Source organism: Pseudomonas sp. Ors-4-3C (genome assembly GCF_055755035.1).
Genome location: NZ_CM146900.1, coordinates 2,752,859 through 2,777,881, shown reverse-complemented (window position 1 = coordinate 2,777,881; position 25,023 = coordinate 2,752,859). Strand labels below are relative to the sequence as shown.

14 protein-coding genes and 1 pseudogene are annotated in these 25,023 nt (G+C 62.6%); 12 read left to right on the top strand and 3 right to left on the bottom strand.

All coding sequences use genetic code 11. The features are described from left to right. Positions 1-8 precede the first annotated feature (8 nt). Complete coding sequence (locus tag ACVHNU_RS12300; RefSeq protein ID WP_473019847.1) at positions 9-12,506, top strand: filamentous haemagglutinin family protein; 12,498 nt, start codon at positions 9-11, stop codon at positions 12,504-12,506. Positions 12,507-12,570: 64 nt separating this feature from the next. Here ACVHNU_RS12300 and ACVHNU_RS12295 read toward each other — a convergent pair whose 3' ends face one another. The 3 genes from ACVHNU_RS12295 to ACVHNU_RS12285 form a co-directional block, all read right to left on the bottom strand. Beyond that, a complete protein-coding gene (locus ACVHNU_RS12295) occupies positions 12,571-12,840 on the bottom strand; it encodes a type II toxin-antitoxin system RelE/ParE family toxin (protein WP_045122487.1) in 270 nt (89 codons plus the stop codon). Next, on the bottom strand, positions 12,830-13,021 hold the full coding sequence (gene relB, locus ACVHNU_RS12290) for a type II toxin-antitoxin system RelB family antitoxin (RefSeq protein WP_003225628.1): 192 nt from the start codon (positions 13,019-13,021) through the stop codon (positions 12,830-12,832). The genes ACVHNU_RS12295 and relB overlap by 11 nt, the downstream gene beginning before the upstream one ends. Before the next feature lie 271 nt (positions 13,022-13,292). Beyond that, on the bottom strand, positions 13,293-14,240 hold the full coding sequence (locus ACVHNU_RS12285; protein ID WP_473019846.1) for a SphA family protein: 948 nt from the start codon (positions 14,238-14,240) through the stop codon (positions 13,293-13,295). Between the two features lie 210 nt (positions 14,241-14,450). On the opposite strand from ACVHNU_RS12285, the gene ACVHNU_RS12280 reads away from it, so the two are divergent. The 11 genes and pseudogenes from ACVHNU_RS12280 to ACVHNU_RS12230 all read left to right on the top strand — a co-directional run bounded on the left by ACVHNU_RS12280 (position 14,451) and on the right by ACVHNU_RS12230 (position 24,975). Beyond that, the gene (locus tag ACVHNU_RS12280; protein ID WP_473019845.1) at positions 14,451-15,488 is read left to right on the top strand and encodes an AraC family transcriptional regulator; all 1,038 of its coding nucleotides are present in this window, start codon (positions 14,451-14,453) and stop codon (positions 15,486-15,488) included. Between the two features lie 232 nt (positions 15,489-15,720). Then, entirely contained in the window at positions 15,721-16,608 is an 888-nt protein-coding gene (locus tag ACVHNU_RS12275) for a Dyp-type peroxidase (protein ID WP_003225622.1), read from the top strand. Between the two features lie 25 nt (positions 16,609-16,633). Then, a pseudogene (locus ACVHNU_RS12270) lies at positions 16,634-17,368 on the top strand (Gfo/Idh/MocA family protein); the annotation flags it as partial. Between the two features lie 151 nt (positions 17,369-17,519). Next, positions 17,520-18,266 (top strand): GntR family transcriptional regulator, encoded by a 747-nt coding sequence (locus ACVHNU_RS12265; protein ID WP_027613658.1) that lies wholly within the window; start codon positions 17,520-17,522, stop codon positions 18,264-18,266. Position 18,267: 1 nt separating this feature from the next. Continuing rightward, positions 18,268-19,998 (top strand): fumarate reductase/succinate dehydrogenase flavoprotein subunit, encoded by a 1,731-nt coding sequence (locus ACVHNU_RS12260; RefSeq protein ID WP_003225617.1) that lies wholly within the window; start codon positions 18,268-18,270, stop codon positions 19,996-19,998. Between the two features lie 25 nt (positions 19,999-20,023). Then, complete coding sequence (locus ACVHNU_RS12255) at positions 20,024-20,269, top strand: 4Fe-4S dicluster domain-containing protein (RefSeq protein WP_003225615.1); 246 nt, start codon at positions 20,024-20,026, stop codon at positions 20,267-20,269. 295 nt (positions 20,270-20,564) lie between these two features. Next, a complete protein-coding gene (locus ACVHNU_RS12250; protein ID WP_473020067.1) occupies positions 20,565-21,971 on the top strand; it encodes an ABC transporter substrate-binding protein in 1,407 nt (468 codons plus the stop codon). Between the two features lie 181 nt (positions 21,972-22,152). Further along, the gene (locus tag ACVHNU_RS12245) at positions 22,153-22,893 is read left to right on the top strand and encodes an ABC transporter permease (protein WP_473019844.1); all 741 of its coding nucleotides are present in this window, start codon (positions 22,153-22,155) and stop codon (positions 22,891-22,893) included. Beyond that, the gene (locus ACVHNU_RS12240) at positions 22,893-23,741 is read left to right on the top strand and encodes an ABC transporter ATP-binding protein (RefSeq protein ID WP_473019843.1); all 849 of its coding nucleotides are present in this window, start codon (positions 22,893-22,895) and stop codon (positions 23,739-23,741) included. Before ACVHNU_RS12245 ends, ACVHNU_RS12240 begins: the two co-directional genes overlap by 1 nt. Beyond that, on the top strand, positions 23,738-24,700 hold the full coding sequence (locus ACVHNU_RS12235; protein WP_473019842.1) for a HEAT repeat domain-containing protein: 963 nt from the start codon (positions 23,738-23,740) through the stop codon (positions 24,698-24,700). The genes ACVHNU_RS12240 and ACVHNU_RS12235 overlap by 4 nt, the downstream gene beginning before the upstream one ends. After that, a complete protein-coding gene (locus tag ACVHNU_RS12230) occupies positions 24,697-24,975 on the top strand; it encodes a DUF971 domain-containing protein (protein WP_473019841.1) in 279 nt (92 codons plus the stop codon). The genes ACVHNU_RS12235 and ACVHNU_RS12230 overlap by 4 nt, the downstream gene beginning before the upstream one ends. The last annotated feature ends 48 nt before the right edge of the window (positions 24,976-25,023 follow it).

Sequence of the window (25,023 nt, the reverse complement as noted above, 5' to 3'; positions counted from 1 at the left end):
TCGTAGTGATGCTCGCTCGCCCATCCCGTCGTCGTACCAACGCTCTGTCATCCAAACGTGAAGTCATGGATCCGACGCTGTGGCTGCTCAAGCCGTTGGCGCACGCGGTGGCGTTGTGTCTGGTGGCGGGCAGTGCGCAGGCGCAAACGGCGTTCAGTTCGAGCTGGTTTGCCGCCAAGGGTGCGGCGCAGCAGGCCGCGGCTGCGCGTCCGAGCGTGGGGGGCCTGCCGGGGATGACACCGCCATTGGCCCAGCAGCAGAAGGCTAATGCGCAGTTGCAGCGCTCGATTCAGACCTTGAATAACACGGTCGCGGTGATTGCTGCGCAACAAGCGGCGCAGGCGGCCGGACGCGCTGCTGCGTTGGGCACGGTGCAGTTCGTGCCGGACGGTCTGGGCGAGGGTGGCTTGAAAGTCGACAACAACCTGACCCAGGGCTGGCAGAACGCGAAGGGCCCGCAGCAGACCCAGGTCGATGGCAAAACCACAGTGACAATCGAGCAGACCGCCGACAAGGCGATTCTAAACTGGGAAACCTTCAACGTCGGTCGCAATACCACGGTCGATTTCGCCCAGCAGTCGAACTGGGCGGTGCTCAACCGCGTCAACGATCCGAATGCCCGGGCCAGCCAGATCCAGGGCCAGATCAAGGGCGACGGCACGGTGATGCTGATCAACCGTAACGGCATCGTGTTCAGCGGCAGCAGTCAGGTCAACGTGCGCAACCTGGTGGCCGCTGCCGCCAACATCACCGATATCCAGTTCCGTGATCGTGGGCTGTATTTCGACAGCACCGGCACCCAGCCGACTTTCACCGATGCCGCCGGCAAGGTGCTGGTGGAACGCGGTGCCTCCATCGACACCCACAAGCCGGCATCGTCCACCGCTGCCGGTGGTTATGCCTTGCTGCTCGGCAGCGACGTACAGAACGACGGCAGCATCAGCACCGCCAAGGGCCAGACCGTGCTCGCCGCCGGTGACCGTTTCTACATCCGCAAAGGCTCGGGCACTGAGGGCAATGCGCTGTCCACCACATTCGGCAACGAAGTCATACCGGGTTTCAAGGCCGGTGCCGTTGTGGGCAAAGTCACTAACAACGGACTGATCCAGTCGTCTACCGGCGACATCACTCTGACTGGTCACGAGGTCGTGCAGAACGGTGTGTTGCTCGCCAGCACGTCAGTGGCGACGCGGGGCACGATTCACCTCTCCAACCCGAGCACCGATGCTAACGGCAGCGTGACGCTGGGACAGGGCAGTGCCACGGCGATCATGCTCGACAGCAGCGACCTGACGGCCCTCGACAGCCAGCATCAGGCCGCGCTGACGGGCGTCACGGCCAATAACCGGATCCGTGGCGATCAGTCACGCGTCGAGATTCAGAGCGGCGGCAGTGTCGAGTTCCAGAACGGCTCGATCACCCTGGCCACCGGCGGCCAGGTCGCGGTCAGCGCACAACGCCGCAGCCTGGTGCGCGACGGCGCGATGATCGATGTATCCGGTGCCCTCGGCGTCAAAGTGGCGATGGAAAACAACAGCATCAAGATCAACGTGCAAGGCAATGAGCAGCGCGATGCCTCGGTCAACCGCGAGAAAGGCGCGCTCAACAGCAACGACATCTGGGTCGATGTGCGCGAGCTGGTGTATGTGCCGGCCGGCACCAACGGCTACGCCACGGATCGCTGGTACACGGCGGGCGGTTTGCTCGAAGTCGGGGGTTATCTCGGCACTCAGGGCCACAGCGTCGGCGAATGGATGGCTCAGGGCGGCACGGTGAGTTTTGCCGGTAACGACGTGGTCACGGAAAAAGGTTCGTTGATCAACCTGTCCGGCGGCACCCTGGATGTGCAGAGCGGCGAGATCCGCCAGAGCTGGCTGCGTGGCGCCGACGGCAAGTTGTATGAAGTGTCGCGTGCGCCGGGGGACCTGCTCTACACCGGCCTGTACAAAGGCTATGAAGACAGCAGCCAACGCTGGGGCCAGACCCGTTATTACTACAGCCCGCTGATTGCCCCGCGTTCACGTTTCGAGTCGGGTTACACCGTGGGCCGCGATGCCGGACAACTGGTGATCGCCACGGCCAACGCCGTACTCGACGGGCAAATGATCGGCGAGGTGTATCAGGGCGAACGGCAGAACCAGGCGCCGAAACCGGTGTTCGACGGCTATCAGCAGAGCCAGAGCGCGTTGGCCCGGCGTGCGCAGTTGATCGTCGGCAGTTACGACCCGACCTTCGTCGCGGCGTCGAATGGCCTGCTCTACACCCTCAATCCGACGCTGGATCAGGTGCAGATTGGTGGCGAGCGTCCGCTCGCCGGCAGTGATCTGAACCTGAGCGCCGCAGTGTCCGAGTCGCGCAAGGGCAAGTTGTATCTCGATAACGATCAACTCAACGGCGTCCGTCTGGGTGCCCTCAAGGTTGCAGCCAGGGATCAGGTGGTTGTTGACGGCGCGCTGACGGTCGATAACGGTGGTGACATCACCCTGTATTCCCCGGATGTGCAGATCGGCGCCGACCTGAGCGCGCGTGGCGGTAGCCTGCGTCTGGGCAACGTGCTCAATCAGTTTCTCAGTAGCGACACCGCTGACACTCGGCTCACGGCGAAGGTCGGCAAGGCGACGCAGGTCAACGTGGCCGACGGTGTGCAACTCGATACCCGTGGCGTGTGGAGCAACCTGCGCACCAACCCGGACGATGGTGCGAGTCTGGCGTACCTCAATGGCGGTTTGCTGTCGATCCGCAGCAGTGGCGACATCGATATGGGCGCGGGCAGCCTACTCGATGTTTCCTCCGGTGGCGCTGTGCTGGCCAACGGCAAGACCCGGGGTGGCAAGGGCGGGGACCTGACGCTGGAATCCAGTGCGATTTCGGCGCCCGGTGAAACCTATCTGAACCTTGCGGGCGATCTGCGTGGCTACGGTGTTACGGGCGGCGGCACGCTGACGGTGCAGGCCAACAAGATTCTCATCGGTCAGACCGACAAGGCGCTGGCTGACAATACCCTGCAGCTGTCTGCCGATCTGTTGCGCAAGGGCTTTTCCGCCTACAACCTGATTGGCCTGAATGGGCTAGACGTTGCTGAAGGTACGGCGTTCGATGTGCACATGCCGGTGTACCGTTTCGCTGATGCCGCGCCGAATCAGGTCAGTGGTGTCGATCCGCAAACGGCGCTGGAGCTGTGGACGCCGACGCTGTTCCAGGAAAACCCGACCAAGGGCCTGCTGACTCAACGTGCCGGCGCCAGCCTGACCTTGCAGGGCGGGGCCAGCCTGATCGGTCTGATCGATGCCGCCAACAGCACGTTGACGCTGGGCCGCGGTTCGCGGATCAGCGTCGATCCGGGGCAGAGCATCAAGCTGCGCGGTGCCGGGCAGATCACCGTGGAAGGTGAACTGAATGCCTGGGGTGGTGCGATTGATATCCGGCAGCAGCAGTTTGGTTCGAACAAACCGGCGACCTCCATTGTCGTGGCCGATCCGAACGCGCATGCCCGTTCCATCTGGATCGGTGAACAGGCGGTGCTGGATGTCGCCGGACGCGCCACTACGGCAGTCGATGCGCTGGGCCGCACTTACGGTCAGGTCGGCAAGGGTGGCAGCATCATCCTCGGCGGTGAAATCGATGCGAAACTGGCCACTGCCACGGCCGCCGATGCCTACGTGATTGTACGTCCGGGCGCGCGGCTGGATGCCTCGGGCACCGAGGCCGTTCTGGATATCGCCGGCCAGGGGCCGACCCGCGTTGCGACGGATGGCGGGCGGATCAGCCTGAGTTCCTACAACGGCCTGTTCCTTGAGGGCAACCTGCGTGCAGCGGCGGGCGGTGTCGGGGCTGCCGGCGGTCGTCTGGACATTGCGCTTGAGACACCGCTGTACGTTGACTCGGCAAGCAATGCCGTGCGGGCGCCGCGAGAGATGATCATTGGCCAGGCACCGACGGACAAACCGCTCGCGCAGGATCTGCGTCCGGGCGAGGGCGCCGCTGGCCTGCGTTACGGTCAGACGCGCTTGAGCGCAGACGGCCTGATGGCGGGCGGCTTCGATAACCTGAGCCTGTTGAGCAACGGTTTGCTGTCGTTTGACGGCGACGTCAATCTGCACATGAACCAGAGCCTGACGCTGTACGCCGGGGCGTTGTCGCTGGCCGACGCCTCCGCGAGTACGACCCGCGTCGATTTGAGCGCGCCGTACCTGCGCCTGTCCGGCGTGGGCACTTATCACGCCGGCTTCGGCCTGATACGGCCGCGATTGACCAATAATCCGACGACACAATTGTCGGACGCGACCTTCAACGCATCAGCCGACCTGCTGGATGTGGGCAATGGCCTGTCGTTCGGTACACAGGGTTCGATCCTGCAACTCGGCGCGCCGGCGCTCGCGTATGACCGACGGGCATTTGGTCTGGTGAACCTCGACAGTCGTGGCGATCTGCGTTTCCTCGCGCCCAACGACGGTGCCGAAAAAACCCGGCTGTGGACGCCGGGTGACTTGAACCTCGGTGCTGCACAAATCTATCCCGCCAGTGATGTCCAGGCTGAAGTGCGCGTTGGCTATCAGGGCGCCGTTGCGGTGTCCGACCATACGCTGCGGATCAGCAGCCACGGTGCGGCACCCGCTGAGGTGCCGTACTCGGTATTCGGCAATCTGAGTTTTTCCGCGGCGTACATCGAGCAGGGCGGGGTGGTGCGGGCCCCGTTGGGCAAGATTGTTCTGGGTGACGATTTGCAGACCACCAGTCATGAGATTCGACTGCTGTCGGGCAGCACCACGTCGGTCAGCGGCGCCGGTCTGGTCATGCCATACGGTGGCACTACGGACGGCATCGATTATCTCTACAACGGTAAATCGGTGGTGTTGAACGGCATCACGGGCGATAAAAACGGCGTGGCGATCGGTGGGCAATACATCGAGGTACAGAACGGTGCGCTGATCGATCTGTCCGGCGGTGGTGATCTTCGCGGCGCCGGTTTCATTTCCGGACGCGGCGGTTCTACCGACGCGCGCTTCAATCCGCTGGTGCGCAATGCCACCGATGGCACCTTCAGTCTGCCGGGGCTGGCGAGTAACCCGGTCTACGCCATCGTGCCGGGCAATCAGAGCCGTTACGCGCCGATCCTGGCCGAAGCCGGAGCGGTCGATCCGCGTATCGGCCAGCAGGTCACTATTGGCGCTGGCGTACCGGGGTTGGCAGCGGGGACTTACACGTTGCTGCCGTCCACTTTTGCCTTGTTGCCGGGCGCGTTCCGGGTCGAGGTCAATGGTCAGGCGACGCCGGCTGCGACGACGGCAGCGCTGCAGTTGCGCAACGGTTCGTGGACCAGTAGCGGGCAGATGTCGATTGCCAATACCGGACTGCGCGACAGTCTGGCCAGTCAGGTGATCCTGACGTCGGCTGACGTGTTGCGCCGTTACTCGCAGTACAACGAAACGTCGTTCACCCAGTTCATCCGCAGCGATGCCGCCCGGCGTGGCGTGCCCCGTGCGTTGGCGCCAATGGACGGCAAGGTGCTCGATCTGCGCCTGAGCACGGGTGGCAAGCAAGAGACTGCGTTGCAGTTCGATGGGCGAGCACTGTTTGATGCCGCCGAGGGTGGGCTGATCGGCACGGCGGCGCTACGCGGCGGTTACGCCGGCGCCGAGTTTGAGGTGCTCGGTACGGGGCGTGCGCCGACGCCGGGTTTCAGTGGCGTGTCGGTGTATGCCGACACGCTGAACAACCTCAATGCCGGACGTCTGACGCTCGGTGCGCTGCCGGAGGTGATTTACAACACGACCGGCAACATCATCAAGTTCGTGGGGACCTCCAGCAACATCACGCTGCGCGAAGGGGCCATCCTGTCAGCGCCGGAAGTCGTGCTGCGCACCACCTCGACCAACGGTGGCATCACGGTCGAAGCGGGCGCCGGGATCAACACCCTGGGGCGTGGCAATGTGGCCTTCGATTCAACGTCCGGCTACCTCTACCAGCCGCAAGCCTCGAGTCTGTTGGTGGTGTCCAACGGCTGGACCAACGTGCTGGCGCCGGAAGCGGCCAGCGGCATCAGCGGCGCGGGCAGCATCCGGATTGGCGCGTGTGTCACGTCATCTTGCAACGATCCGGCGCTGCTCTATTCGAACGGCAGCATCACGGCGGCGACGGACAATCAGTTTGAACTGGGTGAGGCGGTACGTTTCGGCACGCGCCAACTGGCGCTGACTGTGGGCTCGGTCAACGCCGGCAGCGCCGCCGCGCTGGCGGCGACCGGCAGTCGCGTGCCGGCCGGTCTTACCCTTAACCAGAATGTACTCGACCGACTGCTGCGCGGTGACACCCAATATGGCGCTCCAGCGCTGGAAACCCTGAGCCTGACCACTCGCGACGCCTTCAATTTCTACGGCAGCGTCAGCCTCGACACGATCGATCCGCAGACCGGCCAGAGCAAACTGCAGAATCTGCTGCTGGTCGCTCCGGCGATCTACGGTCTGGGCGATGCCAACGATGTGGCGAGTATCCGTACTGCCAACCTGATCTGGAACGGCGCCACCCAAAGCCCTGGCGCTGTCATCACGGGTGGTGCGGGCACCGGCAGTGGCACGCTGGACATTCAGGCCCAGCGGATCGAGCTGGGTTACGGCCCGATGCCTCAGGCCAGCGGTCTGGATCAGAACAATCGTCTGGCGCTGGGTTTTGCCAACGTCAACCTCAGCGCCAGCGAGCGCATCACCGCCAATCACAAGGGCAGCCTGGCGGTGTATCAGGAGCAGGGCGCGTACGATCCGCTCAAGGGTTACAGCTACAGTGGCGGCAATCTGAACCTGCGCACGCCGTTGCTCACCGGTGAGGCGGCATCGGTCAGCCTGCTCAAGGCCGGTAATAGCCTCACGCTCAGCGGCGCCGGGGCTGCCGGGGTGGCCAATGCTTTGGGTGCGGAGTTGAATCTTGAAGCCCGCGATGTCGTGCTCGATAGCCGTATCGCCTTGGCCAGCGGCAAGCTGACCGTCAAGTCCGAGGGCGATTTGACGCTGGGCACTAGTGCCGTGCTGGACATGGCCGGGCGGACCTTGCCGTTCAACGATGTCAGCAAATACAGCTGGGGCGGCGACGTATCGCTGTACAGCGCCAACGGCAATATCCGTCAGGCCGCGGGCTCGCGGATCGATCTGTCGGCGAAGAATAATCAGGCCGGTAGTCTCAGCGTCGTAGCCTTAGCCGATGCGGCGGGTATGGTCGATCTGCAAGGCGAGATTGTCGGCGGCAGCAGCGGTTACTTTGACGCCGGGGGCACGTTGGTGCCGTACAAGGCCGGTGGCGTGGACATTCGCGCGCAGCTCCTGGGAGGTGACGCCACCGAGCAGTTCGCCGCGCTCAACCAGCGCTTGAATGCAGGTCAGGTGTTCGGCAGCCGCAGCTTGCAGCTCAAGCAAGGCAACCTGGTGATCGGTGATGGCCTTAAGGCGAGCGAGGTCAATGTCTCGGTGGACAATGGCAGCCTGACGGCGACCGGTCTGATCGATGCCAGTGGCGAGCGTGTCGGCAGCATTCGTCTGTCGGCGAAAAATGGCCTGACGCTGGCTGGCAATAGCGTGCTTGATGCCCATGGTCGCGTGCTGCGGGTCGACAGCTACGGCGAGATCATCGATGCGCCGAACCGTGCCACGGTTGAACTGAGTTCCGGCGATGGTTTGCTCACGCTGGACAACGGCGCGCGGATCGATTTGCGCCACGGCACTGATGCCGTGCCCGGTTTCCTTGCCGGGCAACACGATGGAATGCTGCGCGGTACGCTGGAGCTGAACGCGCCGCGTCTGGGCAGCAATGACATCGCCATCGACGCCAGTGGTGTGTTGACCATTCAGGGCGCTCGCTCCATCGGCCTCAACGGTATGCGCCGCTACACCGATGCCCGCGATGGTGTCGATCCGGCGGTCAGTGGCCGGCCGTATCAGGTGATTGATCAGGCCATGCTCGAGCGCATTCATGGCGACAGCAACGACTTTATCAACGCCGCACTGGGCAATAACGATCTGCTGCAACGCAAACTCGCCGGGTTGAACAACGCCAAGTATGCCGATGCGTTCCATTTGCGGCCCGGTGTGGAGATCGCCAGCAAGACTGCCGACGGTGATCTGGTGGTGGAGGGCGATCTGGATTTGTCCGGTTACCGCTACGCCAGTCTCAATCCGCACACGCAGCTGAACCCGTCGGTGTACGGGTCAGGCGAGGCCGGCAGCCTGGTGATTCGCGCCGGTGGCAACCTCGATATTTACGGCAGCATCAATGACGGCTTCGCGCCGCCGCCGGAAACCCAGGACGATGCCGGCTGGAAACTGATTGCAGGTGTGCAGCCATTCGGTGGCGACCTGATTGTGCCGGGCAGCGGTGTTTCGCTGGCCGAAGGCACGCAGTTCCCGATAGGCGCCACGCTCAATTACGACGTGACCCTTCAGGGCGCGGTGTTGGCCAGCGGCACGTTGCTGCCGACTCAGGCAGTGTTGGCTGAGGCGTATACCTTCAGCGCCGGCACCGTGCTGGCGGGGGCGATCCACGACAGCAACGGTCATCTGCTGTACGCCGCCGGTACGCTGCTCAGCGACAGCGTGACGTTGCCTGCCGACACTCGCCTGGGTGCCGGGATCCGTTTGAACAAGGCCACCGCCCTGCAAGCGATGAACTGGCCCAAGGGTGTGCCGTTGCCCAGCGTTTACGATGCAGATCTGACTACGTTCGCCGGGGTGAAATTAAAGGGCGAACTGGCCTTGCTGCGCGGTTCGCTGATTCCGTCGATGACCGATGTGAAGCTCGCCGAAGGCACTTCGCTGATCGAGTTGCGGCCGTTCAACGGCACACAACAGGGTAAGAACTGGGCGCTGGCCAGCATGCTGCCGTCGGGCAGTGCCTCATGGTCGATGCGCGTGGTCGCCGGTGCAGATCTTGCTGCGGCCGACAGCCGTGCCGTGAAGCCTGTCACCACCGATGGCAATCTGCGGCTGGCGGACACTCATTACGGTGTCACGCTTACCCAGGCAACGGGGATACTCGTGTGGGCACCCGACAATCCGTATGACCTTCCGGGATATTACCCTGTGCCCGATGACCAATTGGAGATCTGTGCGCAGGTGGAAGGGCTCTGTGTGCCGATGGCACGTTGGGTCTGGGCGCCGGGCAATGGTCTGGGACCTGACTACGAACCCGTTCCCGAGGAGTATCAGATCCTTTGTGAAATCTATCCGGAGTTCTGCATCGGCAATAATCCCGGCACAACCGCCAAGGCCCACAGTCAGATGTTCAGTGTGCTGCGCACCGGTACAGGCGATCTCGATCTCATGGCTGCCGGCAACCTGAGCATGGATTCACCGTTCGGCGTTTATACCGCCGGCACTCAATCAGCGAACGTCGATCCGTTGTACAACCAGAAACGTGGGCATCTGTCGGACAGCAATTCGGTGTTGGGCAGCGCCGGTGCCGCTTATGAAAAATGGGTCGACGGTGGCAGCGACAGCCTCTATCAGGCCTGGTATCCGCAGATGGGCGGCAACCTGACAATCAATGCCGGTGGCTCGGTTTCCGGCGATTCCGTCGGCACGAAAGCACAATCGGTGAATGGCGGTTTCCGCGAACAGATCGCCAGTGCGTCAGTGGGCAACTGGCTGTGGCGCCAAGGCACGGGCAACCCGGATGTACCCGCAGCGTGGTGGATCAACTTTGGCAGTTATGCTACTCGGTTGATGACCCCTGACAGTAATACCGAACCTTACCTGGTCGGCTTCACCGGATTCGGCACACTGGGCGGCGGCAACATCAGCCTGCGTGCCGGTGGCGACGCCGGGATGCTCAGACCGTTGGGCGATGCGGTCAATTATCCGCGCAGCCAAGGGCTGATCGTTGCCGTGGGCAGCACCGGGCGTGTCGCCGACGATGGCAGCGTGCAGATGACCGGCGGTGGCGATATGGACATTCACCTCGGCGGCGCACTCAATCCATCGCTGCAAGCGCGGGCCGGGGACAACGGGACTCAGCCGCCGAGGCACGACCTGCAAGGCGCACTGATCAACTTGCGCGGTGCGGCGCAATTGACCGGAGGGGCACTGGGCGGCATCAATCTGCAATATGGTGCCAACTCGCAGTTGCATGATGTCCGTGAAACCCGACCGCTGGATCCGTTCACCTCGACGACCAGCAACGCCTCCGGTGGCCTGGTGTTGATTCCCGGCGATTCGGGCATGAGCCTCAGTACCCGTGGAGACCTGGTGTTGGGCGGTGCGGCAGATCCCGGACGTGTGCGCCTGCTCAATGCCACGCCACTGCTTGATGACAACGGCAATATCCGCACTGGCGGCATCCTGAGCGGCTTCTCGCTGTGGACTGATCACACCGCCATCAATCTTTTTTCCGCTGGAGGCAATCTCACGCCGAGTACTCAATTGGCCGAGGCAGACGCCAATCTCACCCCTGTGAGCGGCGCCAATTCGTCGCCCACCGATGGACGTTTTGTGTACCCGTCGATTCTTCGGGCGGTGGCGGCGCAGGGGTCGATTTATGCCGGGCCCTCGGCGGCTTACAGCGAGCGCGACTTGTCACGGACAATCGCTTATTCACTGTTGCTGGCCCCTTCGACATCCGGACAACTCGAACTGTTGGCCGGTGACTCGATCTACGCCGGCGGCTATGCGATCAATCAGTCCGGTGCCAGTCCGCTGGCCATCGCCACGCCGTTCAGGCCGTCATTTCTGGCCTTTGCCAGCAATAACCCCAACAAGCCACTCACCAGCAACTACGGCAGTGACGGTGTTAAACCGGATGGTAATTCGCGTTATCCATTGTTCGCTTTTGGGCCCGACAGCTATTCCGGTTTGAATGATGTGCAAGGGCCGGCACGGTTCTATGCCCTGACCGGCGATCTGGTGGGGGTACGCAGTGGTGAGACGTTGAGTTTCGATACCTCGAAACGCACTTGGTACGAAGCAGCAGGCCCTGTCTGGATGATTGCCGGCCGCGACATCGTGGCATCCGGGACCAACCTGGGTCGACCGACAGCCGTGCAGCCCGATGAGATGGGCGTGGGTCGGGAAGGCATCACCTCGACCGGCAACCTGTTCGTTCATAACGACCCGCGAGATATATCCCGGGTGTCGGCGGGCCGCGACATTCTCTACAGCAGCTTCGATATCGCCGGACCTGGAACGCTGGATATCAATGCCGGGCGCAACATCCTGATGGAAAACCGCGCCAGCATCACCAGTCTCGGCTCGATAGTGGCCGGGGATCTGCGGCCTGGTGCCAGCGTGGTATTGCAGGCGGGCGCAGGCGCGCAGGGGCCGGATTACACAAAGTTCATCGCCCGTTACCTGAATCCGCAGAACCTTGCTGACCCGAATGCCTCTCTCAACGGCCAGCCGGGCAAAGTGGTCAAGACCTACCTCGACGAGTTGCAGAGCTGGCTGACGCTCGGCTACGGCTTCAGCGGCAACGCAGAGCAGGCACAGGCGTTCTATGCCGCGCTACCAAGTGCCGAGCAGGCGATCTTCGCTCGCCAGGTGTACTTCGCCGAATTGCGCGCCGGCGGCCTGGAATACAACGACGTCGACGGCCCGCGCAAAGGCAGTTACCTGCGCGGTCGCAACGCCATCGCCGCGCTGTTTCCGACCACCGATGTGGCGGGCAATCCGCTCCGCTACGACGGCGACATCACGCTGTACGGTGGTGCCGGGGTCAAGACCCTGTTCGGCGGCGACATTCAGATGCTCACGCCGGGCGGCGGTCAGGTGTTCGGCATCGAAGGCGCGGCGCCACCGTCGACCGCGGGGATCATCACCCAGGGTTCGGGCAACATTCAGCTCTACTCGCAGGGCAGCATTCTGCTGGGGCAAAGCCGGATCATGACCACGTTCGGCGGCTCGATCCTGGGCTGGTCGGCAGAGGGCGACATCAACGCCGGTCGCGGCTCGAAAACCACGGTGGTCTACACCCCACCGAAACGGGTTTACGACACCTGGGGCAACGTGACCCTGTCGCCATCGGTGCCGAGCACCGGCGCGGGTATCGCCACACTCAACCCGATCGCCGAAGTGGCACCCGGCGACATCGACCTGATTGCACCGCTGGGCACCATCGATGCGGGGGAGGCGGGGATTCGTGTTTCGGGCAACGTCAACATCGCCGCGCTGACCGTGGTCAACGCCGCCAACATCGCGGTGCAGGGCAAGACCAGCGGCGTACCGGTGGTGGCCGCGGTGAACACCGGGGCGATTACCTCGGCCAGCTCCGCCGCCTCTTCGGCCACGCAAGCGGCGGAAGATGTGGCGCGTCAGCAGCAGGCAGCCGCGCGGCAGAATCAGGCGTCGGTGTTCACTGTGCAGGTGCTGAGTTTCGGCAACGAACAGCTGGCGCCGACCCGGGATGGCGCGAACCGTGCCCCGGCTACCGGATACAACCCGAACAGCCCGGTGCAGGTGCTAGGGGCAGGGGCGCTGGATGAACAGGCGAAACAGCAGTTGACCGAGGAGGAGCGGGGCCAGCTGACGTTGTAAAAGACTCTCGTGTAGTACTTTGGGCGGCCGGTGGGTCGCCCTTTTTTTGTGTGGGTGGGAAAGCTTAGGGATACGCTTGTCGAGCGTGCAAAAGGTTGAGAATCTCGATCCGGTCGGTCACCCGATAAACCACGACGTAGTTGGGATGGACAACGATTTCCCGTGTACCGGCGACCTTGCCGAAGCGATAAAGGTAGGGGTGAAGTGGGAGGGCGGAGGTAGCCGCTTCGATGGCGGCGTTCAGTTGACTGGCCGCCACGGCGTTACGGTCAGCGATGTAGTTCAGGGTTTGCCAGAGTTGAGTGCGAGCTTCAGGTCGCCAGTCAACCCGCACTGTTTTTGTTGAGTTTCGATTCGATGAGGGCGCGCATCTCGGCCATCACCTGCTCGTGGGGGATGTTGGGCCGCGGATCATCCATCGAGGCCTGTACCTGTGCCCGGAACCAGCGATCGTAGCTGGCGGCCTGCTCTGGGGTTTCGAAGTCTGAAACGATAAGTGAAAGTTCGGCGCTCATAGTGACCTCCATGATCAATGTGAAGCAGTCTAAGGGGGATGTGGCTCGCTGTCGTCACTGGCAGGACGAAGTGCCCAGTATCCATTGGGGCGATTGATAACGCAGTCAGACGTTTCCGTGGATCAGGTGGGCATTTCCACGGGGCCTGTAGGCTTCATCACATCTGTGGGAGCGGGCTTGCTCGCGAAAGCGCCGTGTCAGGCAACGTATTGGTTACTGACAGACCGCTTTCGCGAGCAAGCCCGCTCCCACAATGGAATGGCGGCGCAGGTCAGAAGGCGTAGGGGATGCTGACCTTGGCCCAGAGCATGTCGCCCTGCGGCCGGTTCTCCACGTCAAACTCCCTGGCCCAGCGAATCTCCGCGCTGGCGTACTTGAGAAAGGTCAGGTGCAACGCCGGGCCAATCGCGAACACCTGGCCGCGCACGCCGTCATCCACATCCTGCCCGGCGAACTGCACAGTGTGGCCGTACTGTTTGTCGTCGGTGGTCTGCTTGAGGTAGTAGCCGTTGAGGCCGAGCATCACATCGTCGGTGATCCTGTAGCTGGCCGAATAATCGAAGTGGAAGATCTGTCCGGACTTGTAGTCGGTGTCCTTGTTCTTCTCGTTGAAGCTGTAGGTGGTCTTCATCGACACTTCGGTCTTGTCGGTCGGCAACCAGGTGAAGGAGAACAGCGGCTTGTAGGTGTAGAAATTGTTGCTGGTGTTGGCCAGCCGATCGACGCTGTATTCACCCGTGGGCACCGTGACTTCAAGGGCTGCGCCGAGGGTCAGGTTCTTGCCCATGTCCCACAGGATGATCGGCGCAATCGTGGTATCGCCCATGCCTTCGCGGGTATCGCTGAGGCCGTAGACCGAGACTTCCTGCTTCAGCCAGGGCTGGGCGATGTAGCCGGCCAGACGTCCGCCGAACACTCGTACCGGGCTCAGGTAATCAATCCGCGGGATCACCGCTGTGGATTCGATCTCGACATTCGGCACCTTGCCGCCCAACGAGCTGATGTTGAGCTTCGTCGACTTGTAATGGTTGTAGTAGAGGTTGAACGCGACCATGTTCTCCGGAAGGCTGTCGACCTCCAGCGGCAGCATGAAGAACCCGTCGGTGCCGGGGCCGATGTTGTCGACCCCGGCTTCGGTGGCCAGGGCCGACAGGGCCGCAGAGCAACCGAGCAGAGTCAGTGCCAGACGCAAGGGGAATGTGGCGCGGTTCGGGCTCATGGCTGTCCTCATTATTATTGTGTTGGGACGTGGCGCCGGTACGCAGAACGTCCGGCACCATAGAAATAAGCGCTTGGCGTGCGACGGGGCAGGGTATTGGCGGACAGTTAGGGGGGCTTCTGCGGACAGTCGGCCAACCCTGTGCTAACTTCCTTCGACATAACCGGTTACAAAAATAACAATCAAGCGTGATCCGGAATGTCAGTCCCCATGAACGTAAAAGTCCAAGACCCCACTTTTGAACTGGCGCTGGTCTCGCCGTTTCTCCTGCAAACCCTCGCCGAAGTCGCGCAGAACAAAGGCATCGACCCCGAAAGCCTGTGCCGTGGCCTGGGGTTCACCTTTGAAGATCTGCAGGATCCGGCGCAACGCATTTCCTACCGGCAGGCCGTGGCGATGATTCAACGCGCGCTCAAAGTGCTGCCCAATCAGGGGCTGGGGCTGTGGGTCGGAGCGCAGAATGTGTTGGGTACGCTGGGGTTGCTCGGGCACGTGCTGTCGCTGTGCAAGACCTTGCGCGATGCCTTTGCCCTGGGCATCCGCCACCAGCACACCTCCGGCGGAATCGTGGTGTCCAGCGTTGATGTGGTCGGCGATCAGGTGCGCCTCGATGCCGAATGTCGCTTGCCGTTCGCCGATGTGCAGGTGTTCGCCATTGAAGAGTTTTTCGCCAGCCTGCTGGTGTATGGCCGGGCCTTGGTGGGCCATGAGTTCAAGGCGATTGCCGTGGAATTTGTCCACGCCGCGCCGGATTACCTGAGCGAATACCACCGCTTGCTCGGGCCCGATGTGCGTTTCGGCTGCCTGCACAATCGCATGCTGATCGATGTCCAGTGGCTGGACGTCAACCTGCCCAATCATCATTCGCTGGCGCTGCGTCAGGCGGTTGCCTTGCTGGAGCTGGAAGCGGCGCAGGTGCATCAGAAACTCGATCTGATTCAGGCAGTGGAACGGGCGATTGCCCGGGACTTGAGCCGGGGCAGCCATATCGAAAAAATCGCCGGCGACCTGAACATGAGCAGCCGCACCCTGCGCCGCCGTTTGACCGAGCATGCACTGACGTTCGAGGCGCTGCTGGAGCAGGTGCGTCAGGCGCGGACCATGAGTCTGCTGGCCAATCCTGAGATGCCGATTGAACGTATCACCGAAGAGGTTGGCTACAGCGACGTGCGCAGTTTTCGCCGAGCGTTCAAGCGCTGGACGGGGATGAGCCCGAGTGCGTGGCGCCAGGATGCAAGCACCGCTTAGACATCGGTCCCCTGTGGCGAGGGAGCTTGCTCCCGCCGGGCTGCGCAGCAGACCCAAAACCTGCCACGCCACTCCTCCAGACACACCTTGCCGGCGGGGTTTGCGGGTGCTTCGCCCCCGAGCGGGAGCAAGCTCCCTCGCCACAGGCTTCCGTGCGCCACTCACCAGTATTTCAACCCCACAAACCCTCCGGCTACAGGTAAACTCCCGCGCACTTTCCCAAGGAGTTCACATGAGTTACTACCAGCCGGGCATTCTCGCCACCCCTGTTCCTGCGCAAGCACGTCACCTGTTTTTCGCCCTTGAGTCGGTAGCCGCACTGCCGCAGGCGATCGACAACCTGATGAATCTGGTGGACGGCAAATCGGCTGTGATCGGTTTCGGTGAATCCTTGACCAAGGCCTTGAATGTGCAGATCGACGGCCTGCGCAGCTTCCCGGCCATGACCGGCGTCGGCGTGGAAAATCCGTCGACCCAGCACGCACTGTGGGTCTGGCTGCACGGTGTCGACCGTGGTGAATTACTCAATCGCTGCAACGCCTTCGAAGCCGCGCTGGCTCCGGCGCTGCGTCTGGTCCAAGCGCAGGAAACCTTTCGCCACAAGGACGGCCATGACCTGACCGGTTACGAAGACGGCACTGAAAACCCGCACGATGACGCCGCGATTGCCGCCGCGTTGCTGGGCGAGGGCGCTGATGGTCTGGTTGGTGGCAGTTTCGCCGCGATCCAGCAGTGGCAGCACGACCTCAAGGGTTTCCACAAGCTGTCCGCCGAAGACAAGGACAACATCATGGGCCGTCGCTTGAGCGACAACGAAGAGATCGACGACGCGCCGGTCTCCGCCCACGTCAAACGCACCGCCCAGGAAAGCTTCGCCCCGGAAGCCTTCGTCGTGCGTCGTTCGATGCCGTGGATCGAAGGCGAGCGTGCCGGCCTGATGTTCCTCGCGTTCGGTGTTTCGCTGGATGCCTTCGAAGCCCAGCTGCGGCGCATGAGCGGTCTGGAAGATGGCATCACTGACGGTCTGTATCGCATCAGCCGGCCGATCACCGGCGGCTATTACTGGTGCCCGCCGCTGAAGGACGGCCACCTCGATCTGCGCGCGTTGCGCATCGGCTGAGTGTTTCAATCAAAGGGAGTTGAGCATGGACGTGGTGCGGTGGGGCATGATCGGTTGCGGCAGCGTCACGGAACGCAAGAGCGGGCCGGCCTTCTACAAAGCGCCCGGCTCGGCGCTGGTGGCGGTGATGGGCCGCCGCCTTGAAGCGGTGACCGATTACGCCGCGCGCCACGGCATCGCTCGGGTTTATACCGATGTCGATGCACTGATCAACGACCCCGAGGTGGACGCGGTGTACATCGCCACGCCCCCCGACAACCACCACGCCTACAGCCTGAAAGTCGCCGCCGCCGGCAAGCATTGCTGCGTCGAGAAACCGATGGCGCTCAACGCCGGGCAAAGTCGCGAGATGCAGCAGGCGTTTGCCGACGCCGGTTTGCACCTGTTCGTTTCCTACTACCGCCGCTCGTTGCCGCGTTTTGCCCAAGTGCGCCAATGGCTGGCGCAGGGCCGCATCGGCGAGGTGCGGCACCTGAGCTGGACGCTGACCAAGGCCCCCTCGGCGGCGGATCTGGACGGCAGCGCCAACTGGCGAACCGACCCGAACGTGGCCGGTGGCGGTTACTTTGCCGACCTCGCCAGCCATGGTTTTGACCTGTTTCAGTACCTGCTCGGCGATATCGTCGAAGTCGCCGGTTTCACCGCGCGCCAGGCCGGTCTGTACGCCGCCGAAGATGCCGTCAGTGCCAGTTGGCGCTTCGCCTGCGGGGCACTGGGCATGGGCTGCTGGAGCTTTGTCGCGGATCGGCGCGAGGACCGCCATCGCCTGACACACCGCCTTCGGGAGCGAGCCCCCTCCCACAAAGGTCTGTGTGTCGTCGTGTCTAAGGTTATGCCCATTCGGTATTTCTCAAGCTTGTCATAACGTCTCTAAGATCACGTCATAACTCGTTATAACAAGTGATCCCGTGATGACCGATAACGTTCTCTCCTTACCCAGTGTCCCGCTGCACACCCAACTGCGCGACGTCCTGCGCGCACGCATTCTCGACGGCGAATACCCGCAAGACAGCCAGATGCCGTCCGAAAGCGAACTCGGCACGCTGTTCAAAGTCAGCCGCATCACCGTGCGCCAGGCGCTGGGTGATCTGCAGAAAGAAGGGCTGATCTTCAAGATCCACGGCAAAGGCACCTTCGTCGCCAAGCCGAAAACCTTTCAAAACGTCAGCAGCCTGCAAGGCCTCGCCGAGTCCATGACCGGGCGCGGTTACGAGGTGATCAACCGTCTGCGCAGTTTCAAATTCATCCCCGCCGACAAACGTGTCGCCGAGCGCCTGCAAGTCGCCGAAGGCGAGACCGTGGCGCAGATCAAACGTGTTCGGCTGATCAACCGCGAACCGATCTCGCTGGAAATCACCTACCTGCCCAAAGCCATCGGCGAACGGCTGGAGAAGGCCGATCTGGTGACTCGCGACATCTTCCTGATTCTGGAAAACGACTGCGGCATCGCCCTCGGTCACGCCGATCTGGCGATCGACGCGGTGCTGGCTGACAGCGACCTGACCCAGGCGCTGAACGTCGAGGCCGGCTCGCCGATCATGCGCATCGAGCGTCTGACCCACGACGCCAACGGCCAGCCGCTGGACTTCGAACACCTTTACTACCGTGGCGATGCGTTCCAGTACCGCCTGCGGATCGACCGGCAAAAAGGGGCGTGACATGACCCGCAAGACCTTAGAGCAGGAATACGACATCGTCGTGATCGGCGGTGGCACCGCCGGCCCGATGGCGGCGATCAAGGCCAAAGAGAAGAACCGTGATTTGCGCGTGCTGCTGGTCGACAAGGCCAACGTCAAACGCAGCGGCGCGATCAGCATGGGCATGGACGGCCTGAACAACGCGATCATCCCCGGGCACTCGACGCCGGAGCAGTACACCAAGGAAATCACCATCGCCAACGACGGCATCGTCAATCAGGCGGCGGTGTACGCCTACGCCACTCACAGTTTCGAAACCATCGAGCAACTCGACCGCTGGGGCGTGAAGTTCGAGAAGGACGAGACCGGTGATTACGCCGTGAAAAAAGTCCACCACATGGGCGCCTACGTGCTGCCAATGCCGGAAGGGCACGACATCAAAAAGGTCCTTTACCGCCAGTTGAAACGTGCACGGGTGAGCATCACCAATCGTCTGGTCTGTACCCGTTTGCTGACCGACGAGGAGGGCGCGGTCAACGGCGTGATGGGCTTCGATTGCCGCAGCGCTGACTTCCATGTGATCAAGGCCAAAGCGGTGATCCTCGCCTGCGGCGCGGCCGGTCGCCTAGGCCTGCCGTCCTCGGGCTACCTGATGGGCACCTACGAAAACCCGACCAATGCCGGCGACGGCTACGCGATGGCGTATCACGCCGGGGCCGAGCTGGCGAACCTCGAATGCTTCCAGATCAACCCGTTGATCAAGGACTACAACGGCCCGGCCTGCGCCTATGTCACCGGCCCGCTCGGCGGCTACACCGCCAACAACAAGGGCGAACGCTTCATCGAGTGCGACTACTGGAGCGGACAGATGATGTGGGAGTTCCACCAGGAACTGGAAAGCGGCAACGGCCCGGTGTTCCTCAAGCTCGATCACCTGGCCGAGGAAACCATCCAGAACATCGAGGAAATCCTGCACAGCAACGAACGCCCGAGTCGCGGCCAGTTCCACGCCAATCGCGGCACCGATTACCGCACGCAGATGGTCGAGATGCACATCTCGGAGATCGGTTTTTGCAGCGGCCATTCGGCGTCCGGGGTGTGGGTCAACGAGCGTGCCGAGACCTCGGTGAAAGGTTTGTACTCGGCAGGTGACATGGCCGCCGTGCCGCACAACTACATGCTCGGCGCGTTTACCTACGGCTGGTTCGCCGGGCACAACGCGGCGGATTTTGTCGCCGGGCGTGAGTTTTCCGCGCTGGATGCCGCACAGATCGAAAAGGAGCAAGCGCGGGTCTACGCACCGCTCGATCGAGAGCACGGGCTGCCGCCGGCGCAGGTCGAGTACAAGCTGCGACGCTTCGTCAACGACTACCTGCAACCGCCGAAAGTGACCAAAAAAATGCAGATCGGTCTGCAGCGCTTCAGCGACATCGAACGCGACCTCGAGCAGATGAAAGCCAACAACGCTCACGAGCTGATGCGCGCCATGGAAACCAGCGTGATCCGCGACTGCGCGGAAATGGCCGCACGCGCTTCGCTGTTCCGCGCCGAGAGCCGCTGGGGCCTGTACCACTACCGCGTCGATCACCCGCAGCGCAACGACAGCGAGTGGTTCTGCCATTGCCATCTGAAGAAGGGTGAAGACGGCCGCATGACCAGTTTCAAGAAACCCGTCGAGCCGTACATCATCCCGCTCGATGCCGAAGAAATGCAGGCTTACGACCGATTGCGGGTGGGCGCGTTCGCCGCTTGATGCATCACCAGAGAGAGTCCGAACCATGGCCTATCAAGCCCAGGAAATCTTCTTCCGCTCCAACGCCCCGGTCACCGTGGACGAGGACAAATGCATCGCCGAAAAAGGCTGCACCGTGTGCGTCGACGTCTGCCCGATGGACCTGCTGGCGATCAACCCGGCCACACAAAAGGCCTACATGGCGTTCGATGAATGCTGGTACTGCATGCCGTGTGAGAAGGATTGCCCGACTGGTGCCGTCAAGGTCGACATCCCTTATCTCCTGCGCTGATCCTGCTCGAAATGTGGGAGCGAGCCTGCTCGTGAAAGCGGTGGGTCATTTAGCAATGATGTCGACAGATACGCCGCTTTCGCGAGCAAGCTCGCTCCCACAATGGATCGAGTTACTGCACAAATTGAGTACGCCAAAACCCTGTGGGAGCGAGCTTGCTCGCGAAGAGGCCCGCCCAGACAACCCAAAGCCATCCGGAAACCCCGGACGCTGGATTCACCGAAACCCCTCGTTTCCCACCGCGCCCTGATCGCGGCGGAGACGAACATCCTATAAATGATTCGAGGGGAAACACATCATGTTGCGTGCAGCAATCGCCGGTCTGGTACTGGCTTCATTCACCCTGTCGGCCTCGGCCGAAACCATCCGCATCGCCATTGGCACCCAGGACACCACCATCAACTGCGCCGCCGGCGGGCTGTTGATTCGTGAGCTCGGTCTGCTCGACAAATACCTGCCGCACGACGGCGCCTATAAAGACGCGAAATACGACGTGCAGTGGAAGAACTTCACCAGCGGCGCACCGCTGACCAACGAGATGGTCGCCGGCAAACTCGACTTCGGCGCCATGGCCGATTTCCCAGGCGCGTTCAACGGTGTGGCGTTCGAAACCGCCGGCAAGCACAGCCTGTTCATCAGCGTGTTGTCGGGCAGCATCAAGGGCAGCGGCAACGGCATCGTGGTGCCGAGTGCGTCCGGGGTGCAGGCGCTGAGCGAACTCAAGGGCAAGACCATCTCGGTGCCTTTCGCCTCGACCGCCCACGGCATGCTGCTGCGCGCGGTGGCGGAGCAGGGCTGGGATCCACTGAAAGACGTGAACATCATCGCTCAACCACCGGAAGTCGCCGGCTCCGCGTTGCAGGCCGGCAAGATCGACGCCCACGCCGATTTCGTGCCGTTCGCCGAGCTGTTCCCGAGCCGTGGTTTCGCCCGCAAGGTCTACGACGGCGCCCAGGCCAACGCGCCGACTTTCCACGGTGCGCTGGTCGATCAGGCCTACGCGAAACAGTACCCGGAAATCGTCGTTGCCTACCTGCGTGCGAGCATCGAGGCCAACCAGTTGCTCGCCGCCGACCCGGAGAAATACAGCGAGCTGATCGCCAAGGTCACCGGCGTCGATGCCGAGGTCAACTACTTGTTCCACGGCCCGCTCGGCGTACAGACCCGCGACCTGAGCTGGAAGCCGGAATACCGTCAGGCGGTGGGTACGGCGATCGACACCCTGAAGTTGCTGAAGAAGGCGGATCGCGGCCTCGACCTCAACACCTTCATCGATGATCAGTACATCCGCGCCGCCTTCAAGGCCTCGAATCTGGACTACACCGCGCAACTCGCCAACTACGCGCAGACGCCGTTGAAAGCGCTGGATGCGGCCAGCGGTAAAGCGATCACTGACTTCAGTCACGTCGCCGAAATCTGGGTGCGCGGCGAAGACAAGGTGCGCCAGTACGCCTCGGCGGAATCCGCTTTCACTGCGCTGGCCGCGTTGAAGCAGGAAGGCAAAAACATCCGCGCGGTGTATGCCCAGGCCAGTGACAGCGGGATCAAGTTGCTCGCCGATCAGGCGTGGTTCGCCAGTGATGCCAAGGGCCGCCTGAGCGCGTTTCTGCTCAAGGGCCAGGCCCAGCAATATGCGGCGGCGCAGGGTGGCAAGGTCTTCGATTTCACCGATGCCACGGCCCAGGCTGTGGCCGTGCGCTGATCTTAGGCACACCACATTCCCTTGTGGGAGCGGGCTTGCTCGCGAATGCGGTGTATCAGTAAGCAAATGATTGCCTGACACCCCGCATTCGCGAGCAAGCCCGCTCCCACAAGGGGGATCTCGGTTGAGAGGAAAAATTGTGTACCGATCATTTTCACGCTAGGTTCCAAGGGCCGCTTCTTTGCTGCTCTGCCTGCTGTTCTGGCAACTCGCCGCCAGCCACCACTGGAACCTTGGCCTGGTCACCTTCGCCAACGTGCCCACTCCACTGGCCGTGATCGAAGCGGCGCTGGGTCTGGGCGATTCCGGCAAGTTGCTGCAACACTTGACTGCCAGCCTCAGCCGCGTGTTCGCCGGCTATCTCGCGGCATTGATCATCGGCATCGCCCTGGGTCTCGCCATCGGCCGCTCGAAATGGGCCGAAGACCTGCTGTTGCCACCACTCGAAGTGCTGCGTCCGATTCCGGCGGTGGCATGGATTCCGCTGGCGATCCTGATGTTCCCGTCGTCGGAGCTGTCGATGGTATTCATCACCTTCACCGGTGCGTTGTTCCCGATTTTGCTCAACACCGTGCACGGGGTGGAAGGGGTCGACCCACGGTTGATCGCCTCGGCAAAAAGCCTCGGGGCAGGGCGCCGGGCGATTCTGCTGGAAGTGATTTTGCCGGGTGCCGCCCCGAGCATCATTACTGGCCTCGCCATCGGCATGGGCACCTCGTGGTTCTGTCTGGTCACGGCGGAAATGATCTCCGGCCAGTTCGGCATCGGTTACTACACCTGGGAGTCCTACACCATTCAGAACTACGCCGACATCGTCGTTGGCATGCTGCTGATCGGTGTGCTGGGCATGGGCAGCAGTCTGCTGATCAAGCGTCTGGGTGGGCTGTTCACGCCCTGGCACCGACCACGAGGAAAAGCCTGATGAGCGCAATGCAAACCCCCGAAGGGCGGATCGATATTCGCCAGTTGTCGATCGTTCTCGGCGAAGGCCAACACGCTTTCGAAGCCGTGCAGGGGCTGGATTGTCAGATCGAGCCGGGCCAGTTCGTGTGCATTCTCGGCCCGTCCGGTTGCGGTAAATCGACCTTGCTCGGCGCCTTGGCCGGGCACTTGCAGGCCCACGCCGGCAGCCTCAAAGTCGATGGTGGTGAGGTGTCCGGGCCGTCGCCGCAACGTGGCATGGTGTTCCAGCATCACACGCTGTTTCCGTGGCGCACGGTGCGCGACAACGTCGCTTTCGGCCTGAAGATGCGCGGCATCGGCAAGGCTGAACGGCATCGCGCGGCGGACGAAATGCTCAAACTGGTCGGCCTCGACGGCTTCGCCGAACGCTGGCCCGACCAGCTCTCCGGCGGCATGCAGCAACGGGTCGAGATCGCGCGGGTGCTGGTCAACCGTCCACGGCTGTTGTTGATGGACGAACCGTTTGGTGCGCTGGATGCCTTGACCCGCTTGAACATGCAGGAACTGCTGCTGGACATCTGGACGCGCATCCGCACCACCGTGGTGTTCGTTACTCACGATATCGACGAGGCGCTGTTTCTCGCCGATCGCTTGCTGGTGATGAGCGCGCGACCGGGGCGAATCATCGAGGACCTGCGCCTGGACTTCCCGCGTCCGCGTACCAGCGAACTGGTGACCAGCCCCGAATTCTCCAGCCTCAAACGCCATTGCCTCGACCTGCTGCGCCACGACAACCCCCGACCGCTGCCGCGCCTCAACCCGCTCGGCCTGCCTCCCGAAAACCCTTTGCCGCGATTTGCCCTATGACCTCATTTTTTGCTGTGACCGATAACGACGACATCCTTGCCCTGCAACCGCGTCTGACCGCTGACGATGCCGGTGTACGACGCATTGCCCTGATCGAACTGGCTGATCTGGAAGAGCCGGACGGCCTGCTGTGGCTGGTTGAAAAACTGAGCGAAGATCCCGCCGAAGAAGTCCGCGCCGAAGCCGCGCGGCTGCTGGAAGCCTGGGAGGACGAACCGGTGGTGGCTGCGCTGTGTCAGGCGCTGACCGATCCGTCTCCGGCCGTGCAGGCGGCCGCCGCGCAAAGCCTGAGTCTGCTCAAAACCGAAGCGGCAGGCCGGGTAATTCTGCCGTGGACCGATCACGCCGAAGTCAGTGTGCGAATCGCCGCGTTCCGTGCCTTGCGCGAACTGCGTTTCGCCGAGGCCGCACCGGCTGCAATTGCGGCACTCAACGACAGCGACGCCAACGTACGCCGCGAAGCCGTGGGCGTTCTGGGCTGGCTCAAACAGCTCGAAGCACTGCCAGCCTTGGCGCGACTCGCCAGCGCCGACCCGGACACCGAAGTGCGCCGTGCCGCCACCGGTGCCCTCGGTCTGGCGTCCGGTGCCGAAGTGCTGCCGGCCCTGCGTGAGGCACTGCAGGACGCTGCCTGGCAAGTGCGCGAAGAAGCGGCCACGACGCTGGGCAAAGTCGGCCACAGCGACGCCGGTCCGGCGTTGATCGCCGCCCTCGGCGATGACTATTGGCAAGTGCGCTTGCGCGCCACCCGCAGTCTTGGTCGTTTGCGTTTTGCACCGGCGCTGGACGCTCTGATCGAGACCCTCGGCCATCGCATCAGCAACCTGCGCAAGGAAGCCGCGCTGGCCCTCGGTGAGTTGAATGATCGCGGCGCGGTGGCGGCGTTGCAGGCGGCGCAGGATGACGGTGATCCGGAAGTGCGCAAAGCGGTGCGGATTGCCTTGAGTCAGCTGCAATGAACCCGCTGTCGCTGGGCAATTCGCAGAGCGAGCAGACCCTGCGCCTGAGCTGGCCGGACGGCCGCGAGTCGCTGTTCAATCACGCCGAACTGCGCCGCCAGTGCCCGTGCTCGCAGTGCCGTGCGTTTCGCCTGAAAGGTGTTACTCCGCAGGTGGATGACCGTGTTCGTCTGATCGAGATCAACCCGCAGGGGTATGGCGTGCAACTGGTGTTCAGCGACGGCCATCAACGCGGGATCTACCCGTGGGACTACCTGGCACAACTTGGTTCTTAGCTTCACCACAATCATCTGGGGGAGCAAGCCTGCTCCCACAGGGGAGTC

Bases quoted from the DNA above. Each gene is read 5' to 3' on its own strand.
- ACVHNU_RS12275 (WP_003225622.1), top strand. From the start codon at position 15,721: ATGAGTTACTACCAGCCGGGCATTCTCGCCACCCCTGTTCCTGCGCAA.
- ACVHNU_RS12260 (WP_003225617.1), top strand. From the start codon at position 18,268: ATGACCCGCAAGACCTTAGAGCAGGAATACGACATCGTCGTGATCGGC.
- ACVHNU_RS12255 (WP_003225615.1), top strand. From the start codon at position 20,024: ATGGCCTATCAAGCCCAGGAAATCTTCTTCCGCTCCAACGCCCCGGTC.
- ACVHNU_RS12280 (WP_473019845.1), top strand. From the start codon at position 14,451: ATGAACGTAAAAGTCCAAGACCCCACTTTTGAACTGGCGCTGGTCTCG.
- ACVHNU_RS12300 (WP_473019847.1), top strand. From the start codon at position 9: ATGCTCGCTCGCCCATCCCGTCGTCGTACCAACGCTCTGTCATCCAAA.
- ACVHNU_RS12285 (WP_473019846.1), bottom strand. From the start codon at position 14,240: ATGAGCCCGAACCGCGCCACATTCCCCTTGCGTCTGGCACTGACTCTG.
- relB (WP_003225628.1), bottom strand. From the start codon at position 13,021: ATGAGCGCCGAACTTTCACTTATCGTTTCAGACTTCGAAACCCCAGAG.
- ACVHNU_RS12265 (WP_027613658.1), top strand. From the start codon at position 17,520: ATGACCGATAACGTTCTCTCCTTACCCAGTGTCCCGCTGCACACCCAA.
- ACVHNU_RS12230 (WP_473019841.1), top strand. From the start codon at position 24,697: ATGAACCCGCTGTCGCTGGGCAATTCGCAGAGCGAGCAGACCCTGCGC.
- ACVHNU_RS12240 (WP_473019843.1), top strand. From the start codon at position 22,893: ATGAGCGCAATGCAAACCCCCGAAGGGCGGATCGATATTCGCCAGTTG.
- ACVHNU_RS12235 (WP_473019842.1), top strand. From the start codon at position 23,738: ATGACCTCATTTTTTGCTGTGACCGATAACGACGACATCCTTGCCCTG.